Annotated in this window: 26 protein-coding genes; 7 read left to right on the top strand and 19 right to left on the bottom strand. The window is 72.8% G+C overall.

Annotated features, from left to right (window positions below; genetic code table 11):
* Positions 1 to 2,564, bottom strand: a 2,564-nt coding sequence (locus tag ACWDVW_RS05930) for a M14 family metallopeptidase (protein ID WP_449945356.1), incomplete at its 3' end; no start/stop codon positions are given.
* 312 nt (positions 2,565 to 2,876) lie between these two features.
* Entirely contained in the window at positions 2,877 to 3,632 is a 756-nt protein-coding gene (locus tag ACWDVW_RS05925; protein WP_449945354.1) for a DUF3224 domain-containing protein, read from the bottom strand.
* Positions 3,633 to 3,936: 304 nt separating this feature from the next.
* On the opposite strand from ACWDVW_RS05925, the gene ACWDVW_RS05920 reads away from it, so the two are divergent.
* From ACWDVW_RS05920 to ACWDVW_RS05910, 3 genes are all read left to right on the top strand, one after another.
* Positions 3,937 to 4,257: a hypothetical protein gene (locus ACWDVW_RS05920; protein WP_449945352.1), complete on the top strand. Its 321-nt coding sequence runs from the start codon at positions 3,937 to 3,939 to the stop codon at positions 4,255 to 4,257.
* A gap of 71 nt (positions 4,258 to 4,328) precedes the next feature.
* Positions 4,329 to 4,808, top strand: coding sequence for a hypothetical protein (locus ACWDVW_RS05915; protein WP_449945351.1), 480 nt, complete (start codon positions 4,329 to 4,331; stop codon positions 4,806 to 4,808).
* Between the two features lie 78 nt (positions 4,809 to 4,886).
* Complete coding sequence (locus ACWDVW_RS05910) at positions 4,887 to 6,101, top strand: MFS transporter (RefSeq protein ID WP_449945371.1); 1,215 nt, start codon at positions 4,887 to 4,889, stop codon at positions 6,099 to 6,101.
* Here ACWDVW_RS05910 and ACWDVW_RS05905 read toward each other — a convergent pair.
* On the bottom strand, positions 6,034 to 6,987 hold the full coding sequence (locus tag ACWDVW_RS05905; protein WP_449945349.1) for a diacylglycerol/lipid kinase family protein: 954 nt from the start codon (positions 6,985 to 6,987) through the stop codon (positions 6,034 to 6,036). The two genes, ACWDVW_RS05910 and ACWDVW_RS05905, sit on opposite strands and share 68 nt — an antisense overlap.
* A gap of 196 nt (positions 6,988 to 7,183) precedes the next feature.
* Here ACWDVW_RS05905 and ACWDVW_RS05900 point away from each other — a divergent pair, with 196 nt between their 5' ends.
* The gene (locus tag ACWDVW_RS05900) at positions 7,184 to 7,786 is read left to right on the top strand and encodes a hypothetical protein (RefSeq protein WP_449945348.1); all 603 of its coding nucleotides are present in this window, start codon (positions 7,184 to 7,186) and stop codon (positions 7,784 to 7,786) included.
* Positions 7,787 to 7,900: 114 nt separating this feature from the next.
* On the opposite strand, the gene htpG is transcribed toward ACWDVW_RS05900, so the two are convergent.
* The 5 genes from htpG to ACWDVW_RS05875 form a co-directional block, all read right to left on the bottom strand.
* The gene (gene htpG, locus ACWDVW_RS05895; RefSeq protein ID WP_449945346.1) at positions 7,901 to 9,844 is read right to left on the bottom strand and encodes a molecular chaperone HtpG; all 1,944 of its coding nucleotides are present in this window, start codon (positions 9,842 to 9,844) and stop codon (positions 7,901 to 7,903) included.
* Between the two features lie 121 nt (positions 9,845 to 9,965).
* Entirely contained in the window at positions 9,966 to 10,232 is a 267-nt protein-coding gene (locus ACWDVW_RS05890) for a GlsB/YeaQ/YmgE family stress response membrane protein (RefSeq protein WP_350694605.1), read from the bottom strand.
* 124 nt (positions 10,233 to 10,356) lie between these two features.
* Positions 10,357 to 10,932 (bottom strand): GerMN domain-containing protein, encoded by a 576-nt coding sequence (locus tag ACWDVW_RS05885; RefSeq protein ID WP_449945344.1) that lies wholly within the window; start codon positions 10,930 to 10,932, stop codon positions 10,357 to 10,359.
* Positions 10,929 to 12,287 (bottom strand): sensor histidine kinase, encoded by a 1,359-nt coding sequence (locus ACWDVW_RS05880; protein ID WP_449945342.1) that lies wholly within the window; start codon positions 12,285 to 12,287, stop codon positions 10,929 to 10,931. The genes ACWDVW_RS05885 and ACWDVW_RS05880 overlap by 4 nt, the downstream gene beginning before the upstream one ends.
* The gene (locus ACWDVW_RS05875; RefSeq protein WP_449945340.1) at positions 12,284 to 12,967 is read right to left on the bottom strand and encodes a response regulator transcription factor; all 684 of its coding nucleotides are present in this window, start codon (positions 12,965 to 12,967) and stop codon (positions 12,284 to 12,286) included. The genes ACWDVW_RS05880 and ACWDVW_RS05875 overlap by 4 nt, the downstream gene beginning before the upstream one ends.
* A 153-nt stretch (positions 12,968 to 13,120) precedes the next feature.
* Here ACWDVW_RS05875 and ACWDVW_RS05870 point away from each other — a divergent pair, with 153 nt between their 5' ends.
* From ACWDVW_RS05870 to ACWDVW_RS05860, 3 genes are all read left to right on the top strand, one after another.
* Positions 13,121 to 13,585, top strand: coding sequence for an STAS domain-containing protein (locus tag ACWDVW_RS05870; RefSeq protein WP_449945338.1), 465 nt, complete (start codon positions 13,121 to 13,123; stop codon positions 13,583 to 13,585).
* 44 nt (positions 13,586 to 13,629) lie between these two features.
* Positions 13,630 to 13,899, top strand: a complete 270-nt coding sequence (locus tag ACWDVW_RS05865; RefSeq protein ID WP_131053910.1) for a GlsB/YeaQ/YmgE family stress response membrane protein — start codon at positions 13,630 to 13,632, stop codon at positions 13,897 to 13,899.
* Positions 13,900 to 13,984: 85 nt separating this feature from the next.
* A complete protein-coding gene (locus ACWDVW_RS05860; RefSeq protein WP_449945335.1) occupies positions 13,985 to 14,605 on the top strand; it encodes an STAS domain-containing protein in 621 nt (206 codons plus the stop codon).
* A gap of 84 nt (positions 14,606 to 14,689) precedes the next feature.
* Here ACWDVW_RS05860 and ACWDVW_RS05855 read toward each other — a convergent pair whose 3' ends face one another.
* The 11 genes from ACWDVW_RS05855 to ACWDVW_RS05805 all read right to left on the bottom strand — a co-directional run bounded on the left by ACWDVW_RS05855 (position 14,690) and on the right by ACWDVW_RS05805 (position 25,732).
* The gene (locus ACWDVW_RS05855; protein WP_350694615.1) at positions 14,690 to 15,196 is read right to left on the bottom strand and encodes a hypothetical protein; all 507 of its coding nucleotides are present in this window, start codon (positions 15,194 to 15,196) and stop codon (positions 14,690 to 14,692) included.
* Between the two features lie 147 nt (positions 15,197 to 15,343).
* Positions 15,344 to 16,615: a cytochrome P450 gene (locus ACWDVW_RS05850; protein WP_449945333.1), complete on the bottom strand. Its 1,272-nt coding sequence runs from the start codon at positions 16,613 to 16,615 to the stop codon at positions 15,344 to 15,346.
* A 5-nt stretch (positions 16,616 to 16,620) separates the two neighbouring features.
* Positions 16,621 to 18,174 carry an AMP-binding protein gene (locus ACWDVW_RS05845; protein WP_449945331.1) on the bottom strand — a complete coding sequence of 518 codons (1,554 nt, stop codon included), beginning with the start codon at positions 18,172 to 18,174 and terminating at the stop codon, positions 16,621 to 16,623.
* Between the two features lie 15 nt (positions 18,175 to 18,189).
* Positions 18,190 to 18,924 (bottom strand): class II aldolase/adducin family protein, encoded by a 735-nt coding sequence (locus tag ACWDVW_RS05840; RefSeq protein WP_449945329.1) that lies wholly within the window; start codon positions 18,922 to 18,924, stop codon positions 18,190 to 18,192.
* Positions 18,921 to 19,622 (bottom strand): DsbA family protein, encoded by a 702-nt coding sequence (locus ACWDVW_RS05835; RefSeq protein ID WP_449945327.1) that lies wholly within the window; start codon positions 19,620 to 19,622, stop codon positions 18,921 to 18,923. Before ACWDVW_RS05835 ends, ACWDVW_RS05840 begins: the two co-directional genes overlap by 4 nt.
* Positions 19,619 to 20,557: a thioesterase family protein gene (locus ACWDVW_RS05830; RefSeq protein WP_449945325.1), complete on the bottom strand. Its 939-nt coding sequence runs from the start codon at positions 20,555 to 20,557 to the stop codon at positions 19,619 to 19,621. Before ACWDVW_RS05830 ends, ACWDVW_RS05835 begins: the two co-directional genes overlap by 4 nt.
* Positions 20,558 to 20,574: 17 nt before the next feature.
* Positions 20,575 to 21,360, bottom strand: coding sequence for an alpha/beta fold hydrolase (locus ACWDVW_RS05825; RefSeq protein WP_449945323.1), 786 nt, complete (start codon positions 21,358 to 21,360; stop codon positions 20,575 to 20,577).
* Complete coding sequence (locus tag ACWDVW_RS05820; protein ID WP_449945321.1) at positions 21,357 to 22,298, bottom strand: beta-ketoacyl synthase N-terminal-like domain-containing protein; 942 nt, start codon at positions 22,296 to 22,298, stop codon at positions 21,357 to 21,359. Before ACWDVW_RS05820 ends, ACWDVW_RS05825 begins: the two co-directional genes overlap by 4 nt.
* On the bottom strand, positions 22,295 to 23,410 hold the full coding sequence (locus ACWDVW_RS05815) for a beta-ketoacyl synthase N-terminal-like domain-containing protein (protein ID WP_449945319.1): 1,116 nt from the start codon (positions 23,408 to 23,410) through the stop codon (positions 22,295 to 22,297). Before ACWDVW_RS05815 ends, ACWDVW_RS05820 begins: the two co-directional genes overlap by 4 nt.
* Positions 23,388 to 24,530: a beta-ketoacyl synthase N-terminal-like domain-containing protein gene (locus ACWDVW_RS05810; RefSeq protein WP_449945317.1), complete on the bottom strand. Its 1,143-nt coding sequence runs from the start codon at positions 24,528 to 24,530 to the stop codon at positions 23,388 to 23,390. Before ACWDVW_RS05810 ends, ACWDVW_RS05815 begins: the two co-directional genes overlap by 23 nt.
* Positions 24,527 to 25,732 (bottom strand): beta-ketoacyl-[acyl-carrier-protein] synthase family protein, encoded by a 1,206-nt coding sequence (locus tag ACWDVW_RS05805; RefSeq protein ID WP_449945315.1) that lies wholly within the window; start codon positions 25,730 to 25,732, stop codon positions 24,527 to 24,529. Before ACWDVW_RS05805 ends, ACWDVW_RS05810 begins: the two co-directional genes overlap by 4 nt.

Genomic DNA, 25,732 nt, shown 5'->3' with positions numbered 1-25,732 from the left:
TACGCACTCTCCAACACCACGTCCACCGGACCGTCGTGATCATTACGCGCCTGCACCGCCACGAACGCCTTCCCGGCCACACACCGCGCCTGCACCGTGACCGTCACCGGCACCTCGGGCTCGGCGTTCGGGTCGGTCAGCCGCTTGCGGTTGTAGTTGTCGTCCTGGCCGTCGGGCTGGTAGTCGCGTTCCACGTTGCCCGCCGCGTCCACCGAGAACCAGTGCACGGTCGTGCCGACCGGGACGGTCAGCGTCTCGCCGCCCTCCCGGATGCCTCCCGAGCCGTAGAGGGTGGACTCGAACGTCGGCCGGCTGCCGTCGAGGGTGTAGAACACCGCCGCCGGTTCGCTGGTGGAGAACGTCACGTCGACCGAGCCCTCGGTGGCGCTGGTGGCCACCTCGACGGAGCTGGTGGGTGCCGACTCGTCGGTGTCGAAGTCGCGGGCCACCCGCAGCATCTCGACCAGGCCGTTGGAGAACTCCATCGTCTCCTCGCGGGCCGAGGTCCAGGTCGGCTGGAAGGAGGTGCCGACCTCGAAGTTCCAGGCGTAGATGCCGTACTTGTACCAGAGCATGTCACCGGAGTTGCCGGCCGCCGAGTAGAGCACGTCGGCGATCGGGCCGGTGCGCGCCGGGGTGACCGCGAGGTTACGGTGCCGCTTGATGGAGGTCAGGATCCGCGACGACGCACCCCAGAACAGCGACTCCTCGGCCAGCGTCGGACGCGGGGCGGAGACCCGGCCCGGAGTGGCGTACGAGCCCGGCGACCACATGAAGTAGTTGCCCGAGGAGTGCAGGTTCATCGAGAACTTGACGTTCGGCCGGGAGGCCAGCCAGTCGACGTTGCGGCTCTCCGGCTCGGACAGCTCGTCCGGCCCGGCGTACGTGCCGCTGGTGCAGCTCGTCGACGCGCCCGAGTACCCGTCGAAGAGGCTGTACTCGGTGTAGTTGCGGTTGTTGTCCACACCCCAGGAGGTCCGGCCGAGGAAGTCCCCGGAGGTCTCCGGCGTGCAGTGGTTGGTCATGTTCTTGCGCTGCGAGTTGAAGTCGTAGAACGAGTAGTGCCCGCCGTCCGGGTTGATCGACGGCGCGATCCAGATGTCGAGGTTGTCCACCAGCTCGCGGGTGTTCGCGTCGTGCGCGTAGTTGCGCAGCAACCGCTCGGCGGTCTCGATGGTCACCAGCGGAGGCACCCACTCCCGCGCGTGTTCCTGCGCGTAGGCGAGGACGCCCATCTTGGAGCCGTCGCGGTGCTTGCCGATCCGGATGGCGTACACCGTGTGCGGGTCACGGGAGACCGTCGTCGGCGCGGACAGGCCGTCGGAGAGCGCGGCCGGCGCGGCCGGCGCCACCACACCGGTGCCCGCGTTGCCGCGGTAGGTGTACGCGGTGAGCAGCGTGCCCGCCTGGGCGTTGAGCGCGGCGGCCACCTCGGCGGCGGTGCTGGTGACGGTGCCGTCGGCGTCGGTGGCGAGGCCGACGCGGACCTGGTTGCCGGTCACGGTCACCGTCAGGGACGCGCTCGCGGTGCCGGGGTTCGCCAGTTCGACGGTGATGTCGTTACCGCCCTGGTGCCCCCAGGCCAGCGAGTCGACGCCGACGCGGCTGGCGTTGGCGGTGCCGAGTACGGCCTGCGCCTTGCGGCGGTAGCCGTTGGTCTTGTGCGGCAGTTCGACGATCTCGGAGATCTCCGGGTACTGCGCGGACATCGACTTGATCCGGTCGTAGAGCTCGGTCGGGGTCAGGTAGCTGGTGACGAAGTCCTTCTGGTAGCCCGGCCCCTCCGGGTCGGTGTCCGGGATGGGCAGCCACTCGTGCACCTTGGCGACCGCCACGTCACCGGTCGGGCTGGTGATCCGTACGTAGTCCGGGCGGCTGGTCACCTGCGCCGCACCTCGGTGGTAGAGGTACACCCCGGCGTCGACGAACCGGGTGATGTTCTGCGTACCGCCGGAGCCGAACTCGGTGCCCGGCCCGCTGTCCCGCTCGACGGTCAGCGCGGTGGCGGCGGTCTGTCCCTGCGCCCACTTCGCCTCCACCGACAGCACCTGGGTGGTGCCCGAGGTGTAGTAGTCGGCACGGATGATCTTGACGTCCGAGGCGGCGGACCGGGCGGCGACGGCGGCTCCGGAGAACTCCCGGTTGTCGGCCAGGTGGGCGGCGATGGTCGCCTCCCGCTCGGCGATCCGGTCCTGCGCGTCCTCCTCGGTGTGCAGCACCTTGCCGAAGGTGAAGCCGGCCCGGGTCAGCGTGGCGACCTCGTTGCCGGTCACCACGGCGTGCACCACGATGCCGTCGGCGGTGTGGTGGACGTGGTGGTCGAGGTCGACGCCGGTGGCCACCAGGGCGTCCAGCTCGGTGGTGTCGGCCACCACCACCTCGATGACGCTGGTCTGCTCGTCCGCCAGCCGGCCGAGGTCGGCGGGGGTCTCGGCGCCCGGCGCGGTCTGCGGCACCACGGCCGAGGCCGGACTGACCAGCAGCAGCACGGCCGTGCCGGCGGCCAGCGCGGCGGAGAAGGGTATCCGGCGTCGCCACCGGGAACGGGTACTGAACTCCGACATGAGGCTCGTGGCCCCTTCTCGGCGTGCGGTGGGGGTGTGGGGGTTCGCACCTGACCTGGGCTGTCTCAGCTCCGGTGACAACCACGGCCAGGTGCGTCCGACATGGACACCGCCCGCATCGCCGATTACGCAGCGTCACACATCGAGAGGTAGGAGTGATCAGGTTGCGGACCACTCTCACCTGACGAAGGTCATCTGTCAATCGTCCCGGAGTATGGACAGTCGCCCCCGCGCACCCCCGCTGAGCACGGACGCCGCGCCCGACCCACCGTCGCGGAAGGGTCGAACGCGGCGCCGTGCGCGGCTTCGGGGTTACGGAAGGCTGTAACCGAGGCTGTACGAGACCAGCGTCTCGCACGTCTCCGGGGTGTCCCTCGGCCCGCAGTGGGCGCGGGTCGCCACCACCGTGAAGCTGCCGTTCAGACCGGTGAGCTTGCCGTAGCCGGTACCCGGCGTGATGACGAAGTTCATCGTGAACGTGCCGTCGGCGAGCTGCTTACCCTCGGACTCGAAGACGAACCCGCCCTCCAGCCCGTCCAGCGTGCCCGCGAAGACTCCGGCGCTGTCGATGGTGCCGTTACCCGCGCGATCCAGGATCTGGAACTCGACGTCCTCGGTCTCCCCCACGAGGCCACCCACATACTTCATACCGTACGAGACACGCCACACCGAATGGCCTGCCGGCGTGCCCTTGACCTGCTCGAAGGCCACGTGGCGGGGATACAGGTCGCCGGTCACCACCTTGTACGCCCCGGGCGTACCCGGCGAGACGGTGGGAACAGGCCGGACGATCCGGTCGCGCGCCGCCGCGCGATCGGATGTCGACCGCGCCGCCTCCGACCCGTCGGCCGACGATGTGGTGCCGGCTCCGGCAAAGCGCGACTGCAACACAGGCGGCACAGACGACGTGCCCGAGTCGATCGTGACGGCGGTCCTGGCGGTCGGGGCGGCGGTCTGCGGGACGATGGCGGCAGCGGGGCTGACCAGCAGCACTGCCGCGCCGGCCGCCAACACGGAGGAGACGGCGATCCGGCGTCGCCACGGGGATCGGGTACGGAACTCAGACATGAGGCTTGTGGCCCCTTCTCGGCGCGCGGAAGGTGATGGGGTGGGCTTCGCCCCGCGCTTCGGCTCGCTGGCAGCGGCCAGCACGGAGCGTCCGGAGTGGACGCCGCCCGCGTCACCGATTGCGCAGCGTCACACCTCGGATGTGGAGAGTGATCGATTGCGCACAACTTTCACGCAACAAGCGACGCGTGTCAATCGTTCCGAGGGTCGGACTTGGTCACACGCTTCTCGCCCGGTGGGCGTTTGACCTGCGGGCAGAGTGGAGACCAGGAACGAGAAGCTCGACAACGAGGGGGGACCACGCATGTCCGAATACACCACTGGCCGGCCGAGCGCCACCGACGAGCGCCCCGACCACGTCACAGATCCGCTGCTGTGGCGACTCGCCCTGCACGTCGCCGACGCGCACGCACCGGCCGAGGACGGCGACTGCGCCCACCTGCTCTGCGCCGGCCGGGAGTGGCCGTGCGAGCCGTGGCAGCAGGCCCAGCGCGCTCTCAGCCTGGCCCAGGGCGGCGCGGCGGACGCACCACAGGCACCCGCGCGGCAGACCGGGTGGTCGACGTCGCCGGCACTGCCGAGTCGGGCCGCGGAGCGTGCGCGCCGCGATTCCGCCGCCGCCTGAGCGCGGGGGTCGCCCCGGCACCGCTCGCCGGGCGACCCGCCGCACCCGGTCTGTCAAGGTAACGTTGACACGTGCAGGATCCGCTCGGCGACCTGGCCGGCGTCCCGGCCGCCCGTGACCGACTGGACGAGGCAGAGCTGGATCTCATCGACCGCGCCCGGCAGTCCGGCGCGGCCTGGCAGCAGATCGCCGAGGCGCTCGGGCTGGGTAGCCGGCAGGCCGCCGAGCAGCGTCGCCAGCGGTTGGCCGCCCGCCGTCGGGCGCGGCGGGTCGAGTCCGACCGGCGCTGGCCGAGTGAGGTCGCCGCGCTTCGCGCCCTGCTCACGGGGTTGCAGCGCTGGATCGACGCCGACCGCCGCTGGGACGGCCGCTTTCCCGGAGCCACGCTGACCCGACACACCACGGCGCTGGCCCTGGAGGCCGCACCCGGCGCCCTGCACGACCTGGCCGGACACGTCGCCGCCGACCTCCGCCGGGCCGGGCGTCGACTGCCGACCCCGGTACGCACCATCGCGCGACACCTGGACACCGCGCTGTCAACGACCCGTTGACGGCTCGCGACGCTATTGCCCCTGTTCGACTCAAGGGTTGAGGCTATGAGTCACCTCGACTCAACCCGGGAGCGGCATGTGCGGCGCAACGCGATCCTGTTCGTGACGATCTCCGTGCTCTCCGGCTGCGGCGGCAGCGCCATGGCCCTGGTCTCCGGAATCTGGATCCTCGATCTGACCCGGTCCAGCAGCCTCGCCGCGCTCGCCGGGCTCTGCGTCTACGCACCCACCCTCGCCGGACCCTGGTGCGGTGCCCTGGTCGACCGGCTCCCCCGACGACCGCTCGTCATCGCGGTCAACCTGACCCTGGCCGCCGTCCTGCCGACCCTGCTGGCCGTACGCGGACCCGGGCAGGTGTGGCTCCTGTTCTGCGTCTCCACCGTGTACGGCGTCGCGTACGTGCTGGTCGACGCGGGCGAGAGCGCACTGCTGCCCGCCGCGCTGTCACCGGACGAACTCGGTCACGTCAACGGATGGCGGTCCAGCGCCCAGGAGGGCGTCAAACTCGTCGCCCCGCTGGCCGGCGCCGGTCTGTACGCCTGGCAGGGCGGCCACCTCGTCGCGCTGCTCGCCGCACTCCTGCCCGCCCTGGTCGCCGCCCTGTACGCCCTGCTCCGGCTACGGCGTCCCGCACCGGCAACCGCGTCCCGGCACCCGGAGGTCCGGGCCGGTCTCGGGGTTTTGTGGGCGTCGCCGTCGACGCGGCTACCGGTGGTCCTCGCGGGCGTGGCGATCGCCGCGTCCGGCTTCACCACAGCCGCCGGGTACGCCGTCGTCACCGACGATCTCGGCCTGCCGGCGACCTTCCTCGGCGTCCTGCTCAGCACGCAGGGCCTCGGCTCGATCGTCGGAGGGTTGGTCGCCGGTCGGCTGATCGCCCGCTTCGGCCCGACCACGGTCGCCGTCGGCGGCGTGGCGCTCTTCGCCGCGAGCTGTCTGGGCCGCTGTCTGCCCTGGTGGCCGGCGGTGGTCGTCGCCTCGGTGGTGGCCGGGGTCGGCCTGCCGTGGGCGCTCGTCGCGGCCGTCACCGCCGTGCAGACGCACAGCCCCGACGAGTTGCTGGGCCGGGCCTCCGCGACCGCCAACACGATCATGTTCGGACCGATCGCGGCGGCGATCCCGCTCGGGTCCGCCGCCGTCCTGCGGGGCGGCCGGCCACCGCTCGTCCTCGCCGCCACCGTCTGCCTCGTCGCCGCCGCCGTCGTGTGGTGCAAGGAACGCCGCCTCACCGTGACGTGGTCACCGCTTCCTCGTCGGGGCAGCAGACGGTCAGGGCGGCGGGCACCGCCTTGACCTTGAGGCGCTTCGTCCGAGACCGCGCGCCACCGTCCATCTCGTACGTCTTCGGCTCGGCGAAGCGGACCCTGACCTTGCGACCCCGGGTGATCCGGACGAACTTCGAGTCCTCGGACCGGCCGGTGGCCATCTTGCCGAGCGTGCGCGCCCAGTCGACGGCACCGGCGGCGGTGGAGACACCGATCTCCAGCGAACCGCTGTCGGGGCGGGCGTCGTCGAAGGCGGGGATGCCACCGGTGATCGTGCCGACGTTGCCGAAGAGCACGCAGCTCGCGTCCCCCTCGAACCACAGGTCGCCGTCGACGGTGATCCGGGTCCGGGTCAGTTCCCCACGGACCTGGCGCAGGCCGGTCCAGACGTACGCGAGCCGACCCAGGCGGCCCTTCATGTCCCGGTCCGCCTCCCGGATCAGGTCGCCGTCGAACCCGGCGCCGGCCATCACCGCGAAGTGCTCCCCGTTGAGCCGACCGAGGTCGAGGCGGCATCGGCGGCCGTGCAGGCCGATCCGTACCGCCTCCGGCAGGTCCTCGGGGATGCCGAGGTTGCCGGCGAAGAGGTTGGCGGTGCCGGCCGGCACGATCGCCATCGGGGTCTGCGTGCCGGCCAGGGTGTCGGCGCAGCGCTGCACCATCCCGTCGCCGCCCCAGACGAAGATCAGCTCGGCGCCCTGGTCGAGGGCCTTGCGCACCTTCTTCGGCGCCTTGCGGCTCTTGGGCACCTCGTACCAGAGCAGGTCCCGCACCCCCGCGCCGACCAGCGCGGCGCGCAGTTCGTCGAGGCCGCCGCCCAGCGTCTTCTTCCGATGGGCCACCACCGCCACCGTGCCGACCGCCAGGTCGGGGGCCGGCGGCCGGTCCGGGTCCACCACCACACTCGCGCTCATGGCCGCCGCAATACCCCGCCGCCCGAGAATCCACGCCTGGCCCGGATGTCCGCCGACGCCGGAGCAGTTCCGCTCCAGGCCGCATGGCCGGCACCGACGATCCATCAAGGATCACCGGATCGGCGGGTGCCGGGGCCCGGTGTCAGCGGGCAGGATCCGGGGACCGCCATCCCCGTCTCGAAACGGAGACCACCGCGTGGGCATCTTCGGCCGGAAGAAGAAGTCGGCACCCCCACCACCGCCAGCCCGGCCACCGCTGCCCACCGCGCAACCCGGTGACCTGGACGTCGCGCGTCAGGTGGTCCGAGACTTCCTCATGGCGCTCGGCGACGACCGGCACATGCAACAGGCCGCCGAGGCGGTCTGCCAGGCCGGCGGTGGGGTACTCGACATGGAGACCCTGCTGCGGAACCTCCACCACGGCGCAGACCTCGGGATCGACCGGCCGTGGCACTGGCTGGCCGCCGTCACCGGCGAAGCCCAGCGGGTCGGCGACCACCACCTCGTCGCCGAGATCGCGTACTTCGTCTTCGTCTGGGACGCCCGGCTGCGGCATCGGGTCGTCGCCGGAGAGCTGGAGACGCCGCTCCAGCTTCCCCCCGTCCCGGCCGTCCGGGACGTCTACTCGACGGCGCTGTCCGCCCTCGCCGAGGCCGATCCGGAGCAGCACCTCACCGACCGGACCGGCACGATCGCGGTGGCCTCCCTGCGGACCGCCCTCGCACACGTCGTCCTCGACGCGGACCCGCCGTATCCCGACCACGTCTCGGCGCAGGCGCGAAGGCTCATCGACACCTGAGCGGCACCTGTCGCTTCCGAACGCCTCGACGCCGGCCCACCGCCGTATGCGGTGGTCCGGGACCGTGGAACGCGGGCCGCGCCGGACGGCACGGCCCGCGTTCCGGTGAATCGATCAGAGGGTACGGGCGAGGCGGTCCGCGAGGATCCGGGCGAAGCGGGACGGGTCCGCCAGGTCGCCGCCCTCGGCGAGCAGAGCCGTGCCGTACAACAGCTCGGCGGTCTCGGCCAGGGACGTCTCCGCGTCGCCCTGCTCGTGGGCCTTGCGCAGGCCGGAGACGAGCGGGTGGCTCGGGTTCAGCTCCAGGATGCGCTTGACCTTCGGTACCTCGTGGCCCATCGCCCGGTACATCTTCTCCAGCGTCGGAGTGAGGTCCTGGGCGTCACCGACCACGCAGGCCGGTGAGGTGGTCAGCCGCGAGGAGAGACGGACCTCCTTCACCGACTCGGTCAGCACCCCGCCCATCCAGTCGAGCAGGGCGGCGTACTCGGCGCGCTGCCGCTCCCGCTCGGCCTCGGCCTCGGTGCGCTCCTCCTCGGTGTCCAGGTCGACCTGGCCCTTGGCGACCGAGCGCAGCGTCCGGCCGTCGTAGCTGCCGACCCGCTCCACCCAGACCTCGTCGACCGGGTCGGTGAGCAGCAGCACCTCGTAGCCCTTGGCCCGGAACGCCTCCATGTGCGGGGAGTTCTCGATGGTGGCCCGGTGCTCGCCGGTGGCGTAGTAGATGTCGGTCTGGCCGTCCTTCATCCGGCTGACGTAGCCGGCCAGGTCGGTCTGCTCCGCCGGGTCGTTCGTGGACGCGACCGAGACGATCTCCAGCAGGGTGTCCCGGTTGTCGGTGTCGTCGACCAGCCCCTCCTTGACCGCCGCGCCGAACTCGGTCCAGAAGGTGCGGTAGCGCTCGGGCTGCCCGGTCTTGAGGTCCTTGACGGTGGCCAGCACCTTCTTGACCAGGCGGCGGCGCACCGCGCGGATCTGGCGGTCCTGCTGGAGGATCTCCCGGGAGATGTTCAGGCTCAGGTCGTGCGCGTCCACCACGCCCTTGACGAAGCGCAGGTAGTTGGGCATGAGCGCGTCGCAGTCGTCCATGATGAAGACGCGCTTGACATAGAGCTGCACGCCCCGACGGCCCTGCGCGGCGAAGAGGTCCAGCGGCGCGTGCGACGGGATGAACAGCAGCGCGTCGTACTCGAAGGTGCCCTCGCCCCGCATGTGGATGGTCTCGAGGGGATCCGCCCAGTCGTGGCCGACGTGCTTGTAGAACTCGTGGTACTCGGCCGGCTCGACCTCGCTGCGCGGGCGCGCCCACAGCGCCTTCATCGAGTTCAGTGTGACCGTCTCGGTCGTGGCCGGGGCGTCGTCCGCGCCGGGCCGCTCGACGGTCGTGCGGATCGGGTGGGCGATGAAGTCGGAGTACCGCTTGACGATCTCGCGGATGGTCCACTCGGCGGTGTAGTCGTGCAGGTTGTCCTCGGTGTCGACGGGCTTGAGGTGCAGCGTCACCGCGGTGCCCTGGGGCACGTCGTCGAGCGCCTCGACCGTGTACGTGCCGCCGCCGTCGGACTCCCAGCGGGTGCCGCCGCTCTCGCCGGCCCGCCGGGTGACCAGCTCGACCTTCTCGGCCACCATGAAGGCGGCGTAGAAGCCGACGCCGAACTGGCCGATCAGGTCCTGCGACGCCCCGGCGTCCTTGCTCTCCCGCAGTTGGCGCAGCAGCTCGGCGGTGCCGGACTTGGCGATCGTCCCGATGACGGAGACGACCTCGTCGCGGGTCATGCCGATGCCGTTGTCGCGGACGGTCAGGGTGCGGGCGTCCCGGTCGACGTCGAGGGCGATGTGCAGGTCGCCGGTGTCGACGTCGAGATCCTTGTCGACCATCGACGCCAGGCGCAGCTTGTCCAGCGCGTCCGAGGCATTGGAGATCAACTCGCGGAGGAACACGTCCTTGTTCGAGTAGATCGAGTGGACCATCAACTGGAGCAGTTGACGCGCCTCGGCCTGGAACTCCAAGGTCTCGGTCCGGTCGTTCACGCCGTGTCCTCTCTCGGTCGTACGCATGACGGGTCGCACAAAGGATACGAGCCGTCATGACGTACGTGCGTCCGGTGGTCACCCGAATCGCCAAACGCCGTCGGCCCGCCCCGGGAACACCCCGGAACGGGCCGACGAAGGAGGAGGATCAGCGTCGGCGCCCGTACGCTCCGGCGACGATCGACACGCCGACCGCGGCGAAGGCCACCTGGATGAACAGCTCGATCCAGTCGATGCCGGCGGTGTCGTCCACGCCCAGCAGTCCGGCCACCACCGTGCCGAGGATGGCGGCCACGATACCGATCAGGATCGTCAACAGGATCGGGATCCGCTGCCGGCCCGGCACCACGAGCCGGCCGAGCGCGCCGATGACCAGACCGATGACGATGGCCATGAAGAAGCCGGTGATTTCCACGAGAGCCGTCCCTTCGCGCTTTTGGTGTGACGAGGTGGTGCCCCTGCCGCCATACCGGTCAAACGCCACCGCCCGCAGGCTGAGGCGTTTGTCACGCAACCGTCACGAAGCTGCGGAACTCCCGTCATCGAGGACTGACGAGCACCGCGTAGTCGGCGGAGGTGAGCGGATCCGCCGAGAGCGAGCCGTCCGCCCGGGGCACCCGCAGCGGGGTGCCGTCACCGTCCAGGAAGATCACCGCCGACACGTCGGGACGGGCGCTGAGCGTGCTGACGATCTGCCCGTACGCGAGCAGTTCGTCGCTGCGGCCGGTGTCGGCGCCGGCCGGGGTGACCGTGACCCGGGCCTGCCCGCCGACGAGTTGCACCACGGCGGTGCTCAGCGCCCCGGGCAGGGCGCTGCCGACACCGTCGTCCCGCTCCCCCGGCGTCGGCCCGGCCAGCAGGTCGCGGAGCTGCTCGTCGGGGGTGGGCACCCGGTCGACCCGGCGGGTCACCGGCACCAGCCGGTCGTCGCGGGAGAAGTAGAGCAACTCGGTGAGGGCCCCGGTCTCCGCCGCGGTGGGGGCGGCCGTCGCGGTGTACGGGAACGGGCCCGGCGGCGGCGTCACGGTCCGGGGCTGGTCCTCGGCGGGTACCCCGCACGCGGCGACCAGGGTCAGCACGAGGGCGGCCGAGACCCGCCGGACGGTACGCCTCATCCGAGGCTGCCCGGCAGCGTGATCCGGAACCGTGCCCCGCCCTCGGGACGGTCGCTGACCGTGGCGTCACCGCCGTGCGCGGCGGCGTGCTGGGCCACCAGCGCGAGGCCGAGGCCGGTGCCGTCGCCGCCACCCCGGAAGTTGGCCGCCCGGCCGCGCACGAAGCGGTCGAAGATCGCCTTGCGGTCCTCCATCGGCACCCCCGGTCCCTCGTCGTCGACCTCCACCACGCCGGTGTCACCGTCGCGGGACAGCGACACCGCCACCGGGCCGGCACCGTAGCGTTCGGCGTTGTCGAGCAGGTTGGTCAGCACCTGCGCGACGCGTCGCCGGTCCACCTGCCAGGTGGCCGGGGTGTCCGGGGCGAGGTGCACCATCGACTCGGGCAGGTCCCGGTCCCGGCACGCCTGCCGGGCCAGCGCGCCGACGTCGACCGGCTCCCGGTGCGTCGGCTGATCGCTGCGGGCCAGGTCCAGCAGGTCGTTGACGAGCTGCTGGAACCGGGCGATCTCGTCGGCCACCAGCCGGGCCGCCGTGGTGGTCCGCTCGTCCTGGTTCTCCCGCCGCTTGCTCAGCACGCTGGCCGCCGCCGCGAGCGTCTGCAACGGCGACCGCAGCTCGTGGCTGACGTCGGCGGCGAACCGCCGGTCCCGGTCGATGCGGCGGGCCAACTCGTCCACCATCCGGTTGAACGAGGTGGAGAGCCGGGTCAGGTCCGGGTCGGTGTCCGGCGCGAGCCGGGTGGTGAAGTCGCCCGCCGCGATCCGTTCGGCGGCGTCGGCGACGGCGGTGAGCGGGCGCAGCCCGTGCCGGGTGGCGTACCACCCGATCGCCGCCCCGGAGCCGGCCACCACGATCGCGACGGCGGTGAGCGCCAGCGCGAGCACTTGGAACGTCTGGTCCAGCTCCCGCAGCGAGACGATCTCGTAGAACGCCGCCGAGTCCGACAACGGCACACCCACCAGCACCACCGGCTGGTCGGCGACCCGGACCCGCTGCACGGCGGGCTCGCCGGCCATCACCAGGTCCTGCATCCGCTGCGGGATGGCCGGGGTGGTGCCGGTGTCGGCCCGCCGGCCGTACCACTCGCCGTTGAAGTACAGCACCGCCCGGCGGCTGGTGCCGGTGTCCAGGGCGCGCAGCGCCTCCGCCACGTCCGGCTCGTCGGTGGCCAGGCCCGCCCGGACCACCTCCGCGTCGTAGTACGCCGCCCGCAGCACGGTGCGTTCCCGCTCGTCGAGCAGCGTCCGGCGGGTCAGCTCGTACGACACCAGGGCCATCGAGGCGGACAGCGACAACGCGCCGACGGCGAACGCCGCGGTGACCCGGGCACGCAGACCGAGGCGTGGTCTCATCTCTGCAACTTGTAGCCGAGCCCGCGCAGCGTCACCAGGTGCCGGGGGTTGGCCGGGTCGAGTTCGATCTTCTGGCGGAGCCGACCCACGTGCACGTCGACGAGCCGTTCGTCGCCGGTGTCGTAGCCCCACACCCGGCTGAGCAACTGCTGCCGGGAGAGCACCCGCCCGGCGTGCTCGGCCAGCTCGCAGAGGAGCCGGAACTCGGTGCGGGTGACCGAGACCGGGGTACCGGACCGGCGTACCTCCCCTGCCTCCGGGCTGACCTCCAACTCGCCGAAGGCGAGCACCGGCACCGACGCCTCCACCGGGGCCACCGTGCGGGCCCGGCGGCGCAGGGCCCGCAGCCGGGCGGTCAGCTCCTTGATCGCCACCGGCTTGACCACGTAGTCGTCGGCGCCGGCCTCCAGCGCGGCGACGATGTCGTGGGTGTCGTCGCGGGCGCTGACCACCACGATCGGCACGTCGTCGTCGCGGCGGAGCTGACGGATGCCCTCGAAGCCGTCGATGCCGGGCAGCATCAGGTCGACCAGGACGTAGTCGGCCGGGTCCCGGCGCTGCGAGCGCAGGCCCTCCTCGGCGGTGGCCGCGCCCCGGGCCTCGTAGCCCTCGTCCTCCAGGGCGAGCAGCAACGCCAACCGGATCCGGTCGTCGTCCTCGATCACCAGTACCGCTGTCATACCGGCATCATCCCCAAGCCCTGACCGGGCGGCCAACCGCCACCGACCTGCGGGGCTTTTGTCACGCAACTGTCATACGTCCGCGCGGTGCCCGCCAAGCCCGCTGGGCAGGGTGAGAACCGGCCTCGGGTTACCAGGAAGGGGGCCCTCGACGTGACCACGCCACGACGCCCCGAATGCGCGGTGCCGCTGGTCGAGGTGTCCATCACCGAGTTCGACCTGGCCTGCCTGCCGGAGACCGGCGCGGTCTTCGACCAGTTACTGGCCCTGCGGCCCCAGCAGGTCGTGATCGACCTGGCCGGCTGCCGGCACATCGACGCCGCCGCCATCGGCCTGCTGCTCGACGTGCACCGACGGATGGTGCGCCTCGGTGGGGTGCTGGCGGTACGCAACCCCAACCCCCGCATCACCCGCATTCTGCGGACCGCCCGGCTGGACCAGATCCTGCCGGTGCACGGCGCGGCCGGGACCGCACCGGAGCCGGGCGGCGACGCCGGGACACCGGCCGGCACCACACCGGCCGCACCCGGTGTGGTGCCGCCCCGGCAGCCCGCGTCGCCGGAGGTCACACCGCAGCCGGCCGGGTACGGCCGGGCGGCCGTGACCGTACGCACCTGACCCACCGTCGCCGACGCACCGACTTCGCGAGTACGAGGAGCAGCATGACCATCGCCGGGATCGCCGCGGCCCTAGTCGTCGGTCTCGCCGTCGGTGCCGTGGGCCGGCTCGTCGTCCCCGGCCGTCCCGCCGTGCCGCTCTGGCTCACGATGACCATCGGCGCGGTCATCGCGCTGCTCGGCGCGATCAGTGCCTGGCTCGCCGGCCTCCGAGGATTCAGCCTGTTGGGGCTGGTCGCGCAGGCCGGTCTCGCCGCGGTCGGCGTGGTGATCGTGGTCGCCACCGCCGGCAAGGAACGTTCCGACTCCCTCTGAGAAGTCCGTACGGCGGCGGCGCACCGCACCGACGCCCCGAGTCCGTGTCCCGGCCGCACGGCTGCGGCACCGGAGAGGAAGCAGAATGACCGTCGTACCGGACGACAACCTGATGACCCTGATCTGCGACGTCTGCGGTGACACCACCACCGGCACCGCGTGCGTGCTGCCCGACGCGGAGGTGGTCTGGACGCTGGTGTCGGATCACGGGTGGAGCGGTTCCCCGTTCGCCACCGGCCCGCACCGCTGCCCCCGGTGCAGTGCCCTGCCGGCCAGCCCGGCCCCGCGCGCCGACCGTACGCCGATCGGCCTCGCCGGTGCCGACGACGCGCCCGTGGTCGCCGTCGGCGGCGAGGCCGTGGCCGGTCCCGAGGACGCGTTGCGCGTCGCGCTGCGGCAGGCGGTCGACGTGCACGGGACGGTCGTGGTGAACCTGGACGGCGTGCACGTCATCGACTCCGCCGGACTCGGCCTGCTGGTGCGGGCCCACCGGGAGGTACGCGAGCGGGGCGGACGGCTGTGCCTGGCCGCGCCGTCGCGGTTCATCCGCACGGTGCTGCACACCATGAAGCTCGACGGGGTGTTCCCGATCTTCGAGAGCCTCGACGAGGCCGTGGCGCAGTTGCGGCAGGCCGCCCTGGCGACGGCGGAGGTCGACGCCGAGGTGGTGGCGCAGCGCAGTCCCGCCGGTCACGTCACGGTCTGATCCCGCGCGGCCGGCACGGTTCGCCCGAGGCGACGCCCCACGTCCACCGGCGGCACGTCTCGCGGCCACCGGTGGACGGACGTGTCAGGAGGCGGCGGAGAACCCGCCCCGGCGGCGTAGCCGGCCGATCCAGCCCTGTGCCGTGTGCCGGGGCACCCCGTAGTGCTCGGCCACGGCGGTGACCGTGCCGGTGCGGTTGAAGACCTCGACGACGTCCTCCGGCATCCGCCGGTAGACCCGCCCCTTCGGCACCGCCGCCTCGGTCCGGCGTCGCGTCGTGCCGGAGCCGGCGCGGTTGGCGCCGGACCGCACGGACCGGTTGCCGGTGGCCGGGGTGAAGGACTGCTCGGTGGCAGAGACCTCGGTGGGCGACTCGACGACGGAGGCGGGAGTCACCGGCGCGCCGCCGGCCGGGAACAACGCGCGCAGTAAGAGATTCAGGTCGAACGAGGGAAGCGTCGGCGCCGAGATGCCGCTGCCGGCACGCATCACGAGTTCGACCACGCGCGGCGTGGAATCGTCGATGTCGACACAGATAACGGTTTCCGTGTCGGCGCCCTCGGCCCGGATCGTGATTGTGTAGTCACTCATCGCCACCCTCCGCTGTTCGTCACATCACACTGCACACTCCGGCAGTGTGGTGGTTGAACGCTTCACACCAGATTAGCGGATTGAGCGGCCTACTCACAGAAGCGACCCGGCATATGACGATATCACCGTCGGTAGTTAACACCTGCTTCACGCTCCGTCAGGCCCGGCGGAGCCGTCCGGAATGAAGCGTCCGGGCAATGACTTGAGGCCGTTCACGAAGTTGCTTTCCAGCCGGACGGCGGGTCCGGTCACCTCGAAGCGGGCCAGGTGCGGCACCAGTTCCCGCAGCATCGCCTGTGCCTCCAGCCGGGCCAGATGTGCGCCCAGACAGAAATGCGGGCCCATGCCGAACGACAGGTGCGGGTTCGGATTCCGGTCCAGCCGCAGGGCGTCCGGGTCGTCGAAGACGGCACCGTCGCGGTTGGCCGAGACGTACCAGAGCACGACCTTGTCGCCCTCGGCGACGGCCTGACCGCACAACTCGGTGTCCTCAGTGGCGGTACGTCGGAACTGCATGATCGGCGTGACCCACCGCAACAACTCCTCCGTCGCCGTCGGCAACAACGACATGTCCCGCGCCAGCCGGTCCCGCTGCGCCGGCGCGGCCAGCAGTGCCGACACGCCACCGGAGATGAGGTGTCGGGTCGTCTCGTTACCGGCCACCACGAGCAGCAGCCAGAAGCTACAGAACTCACGGTCGGTCAGGCGTCGGCCGTCCACCTCGCTGGTCGCCAGCAGCGTCATCAGGTCGTCTTTGGGTGACCGACGCCGTTCACCGGCCACCGTGAGGGCGTACTGGAACGCCTCGACGAAGGTGGTGCGGTACGCCTCCACGTCGCCGCCGCCGTACTCCGGGTCGTCGAAGCCGACCAGGTTGTTGCTCCACCGGTAGAGCAGGTGCCGGTCCTCGCGTGGCAGGCCGAGCAGGTCGGCGAGGACCAGCAGGGGCAGTTCGGCGGCGAGATCGGCGACCACGTCGCACTCGTCCGCGGCGATCGCACGCCGCACCAGGTCGTGGGCGTGGGCGGCGACGCTGTCGTGCAGCGCCCGCACCGCCCGTGGCGTGAACACCGAGGTGACCAGCCGGCGGATCCGCGAGTGCTGCGGCGCGTCCATGTTGACCAGAAGCTGGCGGGCCTGCTCCAGGTCGGCGGCGGTACGCGGGTCGGGCAGGAAGGCACCCTTGCGCCCGGAGGAGAACAGCTCCGGCTGCCGGGACGCGGCGACCACCGCCTCGTGACTGGTGGCCGCCCAGAAGCCCGATCCCTGGCTGAGCATCCGGCCGCCGCCGCCCCGCCGCCACAGCGCCGGCTCGGGCACCCAGGACACCGGCTCCTCGCGGCGCATCCGGGCGAACTCGACGTGCGGCACCTCGGCGCCGTACGTGGCCGGGTGCGCCACGTCCGGACGCTGCGTCACCGGGCTCACGAGCGTCCCGCCGTGGTCTGCGGACGCAGCAGCTCACGCAGCACGTCGTGGCGGAGCTTGCCGGTGCCGTCACGCGGCAGCTCGGCGACGAACCGCCACCGGCGGGGCACCTTGAACCCGGCCAACGAGCGGCGGCAGAACGCCTCCAGCACCTGTGGGGCGGCGGCCGGGTCGAGCCGGTGCGGATCGAGTTCGACCACGGCCACCACCCGCTCGCCGTACTCGTCGTCGGGTTCCCCGGTCACCGCCGCGTCCCGGACCGCCGGGTGTTCCTGCAGGACCGCCTGGACCTCGGCCGGATAGATGTTCACCCCACCGGAGATGATCAGGTCGCGGGCCCGCCCGGTCAGATAGAGGTAGCCCTCCTCGTCCAGGTGGCCGGTCTCGCCGTAGGTGAAGACGCCGGGACGCAGATGCGCGTCGCGGGTCTTCTCCGGGGCGTTGTGGTATTCGAACGTCTTCCCGGCCCGGCGGACGAAGACCCGCCCGGGGCGGCCGGGCGGCAGCACCGCGCCGTCCGGGTCGAGGACGACCACCTCGTTGGGGGGCACCGCCCGACCGACACTGCCCGGCCGACGCAGCCACTCCTCGGCACCGATCAGCGTGACCACCCCCGCCTCGGTCGCCGCGTAGTACTCGACCACCACCGGCCCCCACCACTCGATCATCTGTCGTTTCACCTCGACCGGGCAGGGTCCACCGCCGTGCCACACCACCCGCAGGCTGCCGACGTCGGCGGCGGCCCGGACCGCGTCGTCCAGCCGCAGCAGCCGGACGAACTGGGTCGGCACCAGGTGGCAGGCGGTGATCCGGTGCGTGGCCACCGCGGCCAGGAACGCCTGCGGGTCGAAGCGCTCGTGCAGCACCAGCCGACTGCCGCGCAGCAGCGGCAGCAGCGCGAAGAACAGTTGCGCGGAGTGGTACCACGGACCGACCAGCAGCACCGCGCCGCGCGCCGGCACGTGCAGGGCGTGCCCCGCGTACGCCAGCAGCCGCTCCACCCGCCCGAACGGCGCCTCGGCCCGGAACAGTCCGTTGCGGACCCCCTTGGGCGCACCCGTGGTTCCCGAGGTGTAGAGCATGGTGGAGCCGCACACCTGCTCCGGCGGCTCGTCGGCGGCCAGGCCCGCCAGCCGTGGCTCGACCGCGACCGCGTCGCCGACGTCACGCTCCCCCGTCACGAGCTGCCGTACCCGCACGGCGGCGGTCCGCACCGCCTGGTCCACCACGGACGCGTAGGCCGGCTCGGTCAGCACCAGCCGGCTCTCCGAGTCCGCCAGCAGGTACGCGATCTCCGGCGCGGTCAGGTGCCAGTTGACCGGCACCACCGTCACCCCGGTGTGCAGGGCGGCCAGCAGCGCCTCGAACGTCTCCCGCCGGTTGCCGCAGACCACCGCCATGGTGTCGCCGACCCGCAGCCCCTCGGCGCGCAGCAGCCGGATCCACCGGTTGACCCGGGCGTCCAGGTCGGTCCAGTCCAGCTCACCGTCGGCGTCGGTCAGTGCCGGCTCACCGGTGGCCCCGGCCAGGTCCCTCAGCAGTACGGCCATCGCGTTCCCTCCGGGTCAGTCCAGCAGGTCCGGCTGGGCCCGCACGATGTCGGCGTACAGCGGCCGGAAGTTCAGCCGGGCGATCCCCGGGGTGCCGATGACGCGCCGGGTCTCGGCGGCCTCGTCCGGGCCGATCAGGATCGGTCGGCCCGCCGCCTCGGCCAGCAACTGCACCTGGGCGCTGCGGTCCATGGCGATGAACCACCAGGCCGCCTCCGCCACCGAGCCGCCGACGGTCAGCAGCCCGTGGTTGCGCAGCACCACCGCCTTGGTGTCGCCGAGGGCGTCGGCGATCCGCTTGCCCTCCTCGTCGGCGAGCACCACGCCGGTGTAGTCGGCGAACACGGTGTGGTCCTGATAGAAGGCGCAGGCGTCCTGGGTGATCGGGTCCAGCGGCCGGCCCAGCGTCGACCAGGCCCGCCCGTGGGTGGAGTGGGTGTGCGCGGCGGCGACCACGTCGGGACGCGCGGCGTGCACGTGCGAGTGGATGACGTATCCGGCCGGGTTGATCCGGCCGGTGCCCTCCAGCACCTCCCCGCCCGCGTCCACCAGCAGCAGGTCGCTGACCCGCACGTGTCCGAAGTGCATCCCGAACGGGTTGATCCAGAACCGGTCCGGGTCCTCCGGGTCGCGGGCCGTGACGTGGCCCCCGGCGCCCTCGTCGAACCCGTAGCGGGCGAAGAGTCGGCAGGTCGCCGCCAGTTGCCGCTGCCGACGCAGGCGCTCCTCGGCCGGCGTACGCCCGGTCATCCGCAACCTCCCGCGGTGTCGGTGTCGAAGGCGGCACCGGCGAGCACCGCCGTCGGTACGGCGGGACTCGCCTCCGCCGTGGGCGTGCTCTCCGGTCGCCATTCGGCCAGGAAGTGGTCCACCCGGTCCAGGCCCCAGAAGCGGTGCCGACCGAAGCGCAGGTACGGGATGCCGAAGATGTCGTCGTCGTACGCGGCGGCCAGGCAGTCGACCCCCTCCGCGCGCAGCGTCTCGTCCTGCGGGGCGTTCTGTGCGGCCACCGGGTCCACGCCCGCCTCGACGGCGGCGCGGGCGACGACCTCCGGGGTGCAGATGTCCTCGCCCCGCTCCCAGCGGGCCGCCACCAGCGCGTCGTAGAAGGGCACCGCCCGACCGGCTCGGCGGGCCAGCAGCCAGGCCAGGTGCGGCAGGTCCCACCACGGGTCCACGTCGATCGGCCAGGCCATCGGCAGCCCGGCCCGCTGTGCCAGCCGCTTGGTGTCCACCAGCAGGTAGCGGTGCTTGGCCCGGCTCATCTGCACGTAGTGCAGCTCGGCGCCCCGCTCGGCCAGTGCCGCGTTGGTCTTCTCGTCCGGGTCCCAGTACGGGTACCAGTCGACCTGCTCGAACAGGTCGGGCACCTCGGCACGCAGCCGGTGCACCGCCAGCCAGCTGTACGGGCTGCGGAAGGAGAAGTACAGCCGGGGCCGCCGCTTCACGCCACACCGCCGGCCAGCGCGCGCAGCACCTCGTCGTCGAACTCGGCCAGCTCGCCGGCGTTCGGGCCGGCGCTGATCGCGTACCCGTGCAGGATGCTCGCGGTCGCGGTGTGCACCAGCCGCTCGCCGCGCCGGACGTAGCAGTCCATCCGCGCGTCGAACATGACCCCGCGCAGCACGTCGGTGACGGTGAGGACGGTGTGCACGTCCTCCTCCATCCGGGCCGCCTCGACCATCCGGACCCGCGCCCGGGAGACCACCGGGATCCAGGAGCGCTCGCGGACCAGCCGACCCACCGAGATGCCTCGGGCGGCCAGGAAGCGGTCCACCACCTCCTCCAGCGCCCGGACGTAGCCGGAGTGCTGCACCCGGTCGGAGAAGTGGCAGTAGAAGTAGGGCGCCCGCCAGCTCCACAGGAACGACCGGGACCCGACCGGGGTGAGCACGTCGGCGACCGTCTCGCCGGCACGGATCGGCCGGTGGTCGGGGCGGGTCACCGTCGCGGCGGCACCGAGGGTGGGCACCACCAGGTCCGCCAGGTGCGCGGGGGCGGGCGCGGAGGTGGTGGCGGCGGGCTCGACGACCAGCGCCACCCGCACCTTGCCACGCAGCACCACCTGCTCGCGGTCGTCGCGGACCACCGTCATCCGCACCGCCAGTCGATCGGCGGACTCGCCGGTGACCTCCACCCGCACCTCGTCGTCGACCTCCAGCACCGCCGGCAACTGCACCGAGCAGTCGACGATCTCGACGCCCAGGCCGTGGGAGTGGAAGAGGTCACGGGCCCCGGGTCCGCGCTCGCGCAGCCACTGCAGCACCGCCTCCTCGACCAGATAGATGAAGTGCTTGAAGCCGATCCAGGTGCGGATGTTGGCCCCCTCGTACCGGGGCCGCCCGACCAGGACGGTCAGCGGGGCGGTGGGCGCACTGGTCATGGTGGCTGCTCCTGTCGTCAGGGACGTACCGTCACCCGGTTCGCCTCACCGACGAACCGGGCGGCCTGCTCCGCGACCTCGTCGGCGTGGCGGACGTGGCAGAAGTGGTCGTAGTGCTCGTGCACCAGCAGGGTGGCCCGGGGCATGTCCCGGGCCAGCGTGGCGGCGGCGGCCGGGGACAGGGTCGGGTCGGCCCCGCCGGCCAGGATCAACGTCGGGGTGTCCACCGTGGTCAGCGCCAGCCCGCCGCTGCTGACGAACTGGTCGAAGACGGTGAGGAAGCCGGCCGGCCCGATCCGGTCGATGGCCTTGGCGAACATCGCGTCGAGCAACGCGGCGTCCAGCTTGCGCAGTCGCGCGCCGACGCGCAGCCGCAGCCCGTCGCCGACGTGCCTGTCGAAGGTCCGCCGGGCCCGGTCGAAGACCTGCCAGGTGATCGGCTGCTCGGGCGGGCAGTACAGCGGACAGATCAGCACCGTCGCGCGGGCCGCCGGCTGGCCGCCGGCCAGCAGCTCCAGCGTCGCGTTCGCGCCGAAGGAGTGCGCGACGATGGTGTCCGCCGGGCGGGGCAGCCCGGCCAGCCCGGCGGCCAGCCACTGCGCCGGGCTGCCCTGGCGACGCCACCGGTAGTCGTTACCGGCCCGCCACGGCAGGTCCAGGGCGACCACGTGCCAGCGCGGGTCGAAGGCCCGGGCCAGCGGCCGCCACGACTCCCAGGAGTCCTCCAGGCCGTGGGCGAGGACCACCAGGTCTCCCCCGGGCGCGCCGGGGGTCAGCTCGTGCAGCGTCGGGGCCGGGATCATCGGCCGGCTCCGGGGGCGGCGTCGAGGAGCAGTTCGCGGACGCCGTCGGCGTCGTCGCCGCACGCGACCGCGACCGGGCCGGGCGCTCCGGCGTCCAGCAGCGTCGCGGCCAGTGCCAGGTTCACCACGCCGGCCGCGCCGTAGCAGTCCCCCCAGTGCGCCGCCGGGTCGAAGCCGCCCGGCCCGATCCGGCGGTACGCGGCCCGCCCGTCGGACGGCCCGAGCACGGGTCCCGTGCCAGGTGCGGCGGTGGTGGTGAGCACCAGGCAGGCGGCACCGGCGCGCAGCGGGAAAGCCGGGCGACCCGCCTGGTGCAGTTCAGTGGCCACCTCGTCGGCCGGTTCGGCGCCCACCACCAGCACCCGATCGGCCCGTCCGGCGCGCAGCAGCAGCATCGCCGCGCGGACCGCGTCCAGGCCGGCGGTGGCGCCGGAGCAGACCATCAGGTTGGCCGCGCCGAGACCGAACCAGAGCGCCACGGTGCTGGCCACCACGTTGCTCGACGCGTTCGGGGCGGCCAGCGGACTGACCGCGCGACCGCCCTCGGCATGCACGGTGCGGGCCAGGTCGGCGACGGTGGCGACGTTGCCGAGGTTGCCGGCGACCACCACCGCGGTCCGGGGGTCGACGCCGTCGGGCGGGTGGCGGCCGGGCGGCAGGCCGAGCGCGCGGTGCACCGCGCAGAGCGCGAGCCGGGTGGCGGGTTCCTTGTAGAGCAGGCCCTTGCGGCCGAGGACCTGGTGGGCGCGGTCGGCGGGCACCGCGTCGGCCAGGGTGGCGGTCAGCCGCGACGCCGACGTGTCGGACCACGCGGCCAGGTCGGCGGCGAGACCGCCCGCCTCGGGCAGGTGCAGGCTCCACCCGGCCACCCGCACCGTCACCGGGGCGGTGGTGCCGGTGGACCGGGTCGGGTCGGGGGCGATCAGTCGGCTGGTCACGGGGCCTCCACCAGGGTGACGGCGTTGACGCCGCCGAAGCCGAACGCGTCGGACTGGACCAGCCGGGCCGGGTGCCCGGTCGCCTCGGTGGGAAACCGCAGACCGGCACCCTCCGGCAGCGGACGGCGCAACCCCACCACCGGCGGCACCCGGCCCTGGCTCAGGCAGCGGCGCGCCACGTCGAGGTTGACCAGCGCGGCGGCCCCGGAGGTGTGGCCGGTGGCCCCCTTCACGGCGGTCACCAGCGGGTCCGCGCCGCCGCTCACCAGCACCTGCCGGAGCGCCTCGCACTCGGCCGGGTCGTTGAGGGCGGTGCCGGTGCCGTGCGCCACGACCAGGTCGACCTCGGCCGGTTCCCGGCCGGCGCGGGCCAGCGCGTCCCGCATGGCGCGGGTGATCCCGGCCACCGACGGGGCGGTCTCGTGGTGGGCGTCGCAGGACAGGCCGGTGGCCACCACCCGGGCCAGCGCGGGTCGGGTGTCGTCGTCGGGCACCAGCACGGCTGCGGCGGCACCGTCGCCGAGCAGGACACCCTGCCGGTCGGCGTCGAAGGGCCGGACCGTCTCGGTGGGGTGGTCGACGACGCGACCGATCATCGCCAGCATCGACTCGGTGGTCGCGTCGACGCCGCAGACCAGCACCGCGTCGGCGTCACCGAGCATGAGCAGGTCCTCGGCGAGGGCCAGGACGTGCCCACCGGCGCTGCACGCGTTGCTGACGGTCACCACCTCCCGCAGGCCGGGCACGGCCGCGTGCACCGCGTCGCCGAAGTGCAGCCGGTGGGCGGCGAACGCGTCACCGCCGGTGGCGTACGCCTCCACCGCGGCCAGTTCCCGCAGGCCGGTGCCGACCAGGGCGACCACGCGGCGACGCCGGGGGTCCAGCGCACCGGCGGCGACCGCGCGGGCGGCGCACTCGGCCACCCAGCGGCTGGCCGCGAAGACCCGCTCCGCGCCGTCGTCGATGTGGTAGCCGTGGGCGACGTTGAGGGCGGCCGGTGCGCCGTGTCGCAGCGGACCGATCCCGCTGGTCCCGGCCAGTAGGCCGGCGAAGGTCCGGTCCCCGTCGCCGAGGCAGGTAAGCAGCTCGCTAGCGGTCAGACGCGCCGGCACCCGGCCACCCCCTGACGATGGCGGCAGCGGTGCCGCCGTCCGGGCTGCGCGAGGTGATCAGCGCCAGGCGCGGCGTGTCGCCGGCCGGTGCGGTGGCGAGGAAGGTGGCCAGCGCGAGCCCGCCGGTGGCCGCGTCGCAGCGCCCGAAGAGGCGGCTGGACCGGATCCGGGTCGGCACCCGGCCGAGCGCCGCGCAGGCCGGGTCGAACTCGTCGGTGTCGTCCTCGGCGGTCTCGCCGGTCAGGACGTGGTCCACCTCGGTCGGGTCGACGCCGGCCCGACGGACCGCCCGGGAGACGCACCCGGTCAACGCCCGGTCGGCGGCCGGACCGCCACCCGGGCCGTACGCGGTGGCCAGCGCGAGCACCTCGGCCTCCCGGCGTACGCCGGCCCAGGCGGGCCGTTCGGCGCGGGTGAGCACGAAGACCACGGCGGCCTCCCCGGTCGGCACCGGCTGCTCGGGGTGCCCGGTCAGCCAGGTGGTCCAGGCCCGGTGCGGGCTGAACTCCTCCACCGCACCGACCAGCATCGCGTCGACGTAGCCCCGGGCGATGGCGTTGCTGCCGTAGCGCAGCGCGTCGAGGAAGGCCAGCGAGCCGGTCGCCACCGTGGCGTTGACCCCGCGCAGGCCGTGCCGGATGGCGGCCTGCCCGGCCGCGCAGTTCATCACGGTGTTGGGGAACAGCACCGGGTTGACCAGGTACGGCTTCTCCTGGACCAGCGTCTCCCGGGTGTAGTCGCTGGTGGAGCGGAAGCTGCCCAGCGAGGTGCCGAGCACCAGGCCGAGCCGGGCGCGATTGGTGTCGTCCAGTTCCACGCCCGCGTCGCGCAGCGCGTCGCCGCACGCCACCACGGACAGCGCGGTGGCCCGGTCGTAGAAGCTGGTGCCCTTGCGGCCCAGGTGGTCGCGGACGTTGAAGTCGACCAGCGCGTGTCCGGTCGGGGTGGGCAACGGCTCGTCGCTCAGCGTGGTCACGGCGACCGGTTCGGCCCGGGGCGGCTCGCCCGGTCCGCCGGCCGGGACACCCGCCGCGACGGCGGCCAGGCGTTCGGCCAGCGCGGTACGGCCCACCCCGGCCGGGCTGACCGCGCTCCATCCGGTGATCACGACCCCGCTCATTCGACGGCTCCGATCAGGACGATGGCGTTGTTGCCGCCGAAGGCGAACCCGTTGTTCTGCACCACCCGGACACCGGCCTGCCGCGCGGTGTTCGGCACCGGGTCCAGCCCGGCCAGGGCCGGGTCCGGAGTGGCCCAGTTGATCGTGGGCGGCAGGAACCCGTGCGCGATGGCGAGGGTCCCGGCGATCGCCCCGAAGCCGCTCGCCGCGCCCATGGTGTGCCCGATCATCGACTTGATCGAGCTGACCGGGGGCACCCGGTCACCGAAGACGTCGAAGATGGCCTGGGCCTCCACCGAGTCGTTGGCCGGGGTGCCGGTGCCGTGAGCGCAGATGTAGTCCACGTCGGCCGGCTTGACCGAGGCGTTGCGGTGGGCCGCGCGCATGCAGGCCGCGATGCTGCCCCGGTCCGGCGCGACGGGGTGGTTGGCGTCGCAGTTGACGCCGTACCCGAGGACCTCGGCATAGATCCGGGCGCCCCGGGCACGGGCGTGGTCGAGGGTCTCCAGCATCAGGATCGCCCCGCCCTCCCCGGTGAGGATGCCGGAGCGGTCCCGGTCGAAGGGCGAACAGGCGTCGGCGGTGAGCGCCCCCAGTCGGTAGAAGCCGGCGTGCGCCCAGCGGCAGACCGAGTCGGCGCCACCGGCGAACATCACCTCCGCCTCACCGGTGGCCAGCATGTCGTACGCGTAGCCGATCGCGTAGTTGCTGGCCGAACAGGCGGTGGCCAGGGTCAGCGACTCCCCCGCCAGGTCCAGTTCGGTGCTCACCGCGTGGGCGAGCCGACCCGCCGGCACCTGCCGCAGCAGGTCCGGGTCCATGCCCTCGAAGCCGGACTCGACCTGTTGGGCGGTCACCGCCTCGACCACCACCGACTCGCCGCTGGTGGTGCCGACCACCACCCCGGCCCGCTCCGGCGCGACCGCCGCCGGGTCCAGACCGGAGTCGGCCAGGGCCAGGCGGGCGGCGGCGGCCGCGAACTGCGCGGACCGCCCCCAACGTGCCACGTCGATCCGGTTCAGCAGCGTCTCCGGGCGGAACCCGGGTACCTCACCGGCGTTGCGGTGGGGGAAACCGCTGGCGTCGAAGCTGCGGATCGGCGAGATGCCGGATCGGCCTTCACGCAGGCCGTCGGTGAACGCGGAGACGCCGATCCCGATGCTGGACACCGGGCCGAGCCCGGTCACCACGACCCGGTTCAT

It is taken from the genome of Micromonospora sp. NPDC003241 (genome assembly GCF_053589795.1).
This window is presented reverse-complemented; position numbering and strand designations above follow the sequence as displayed.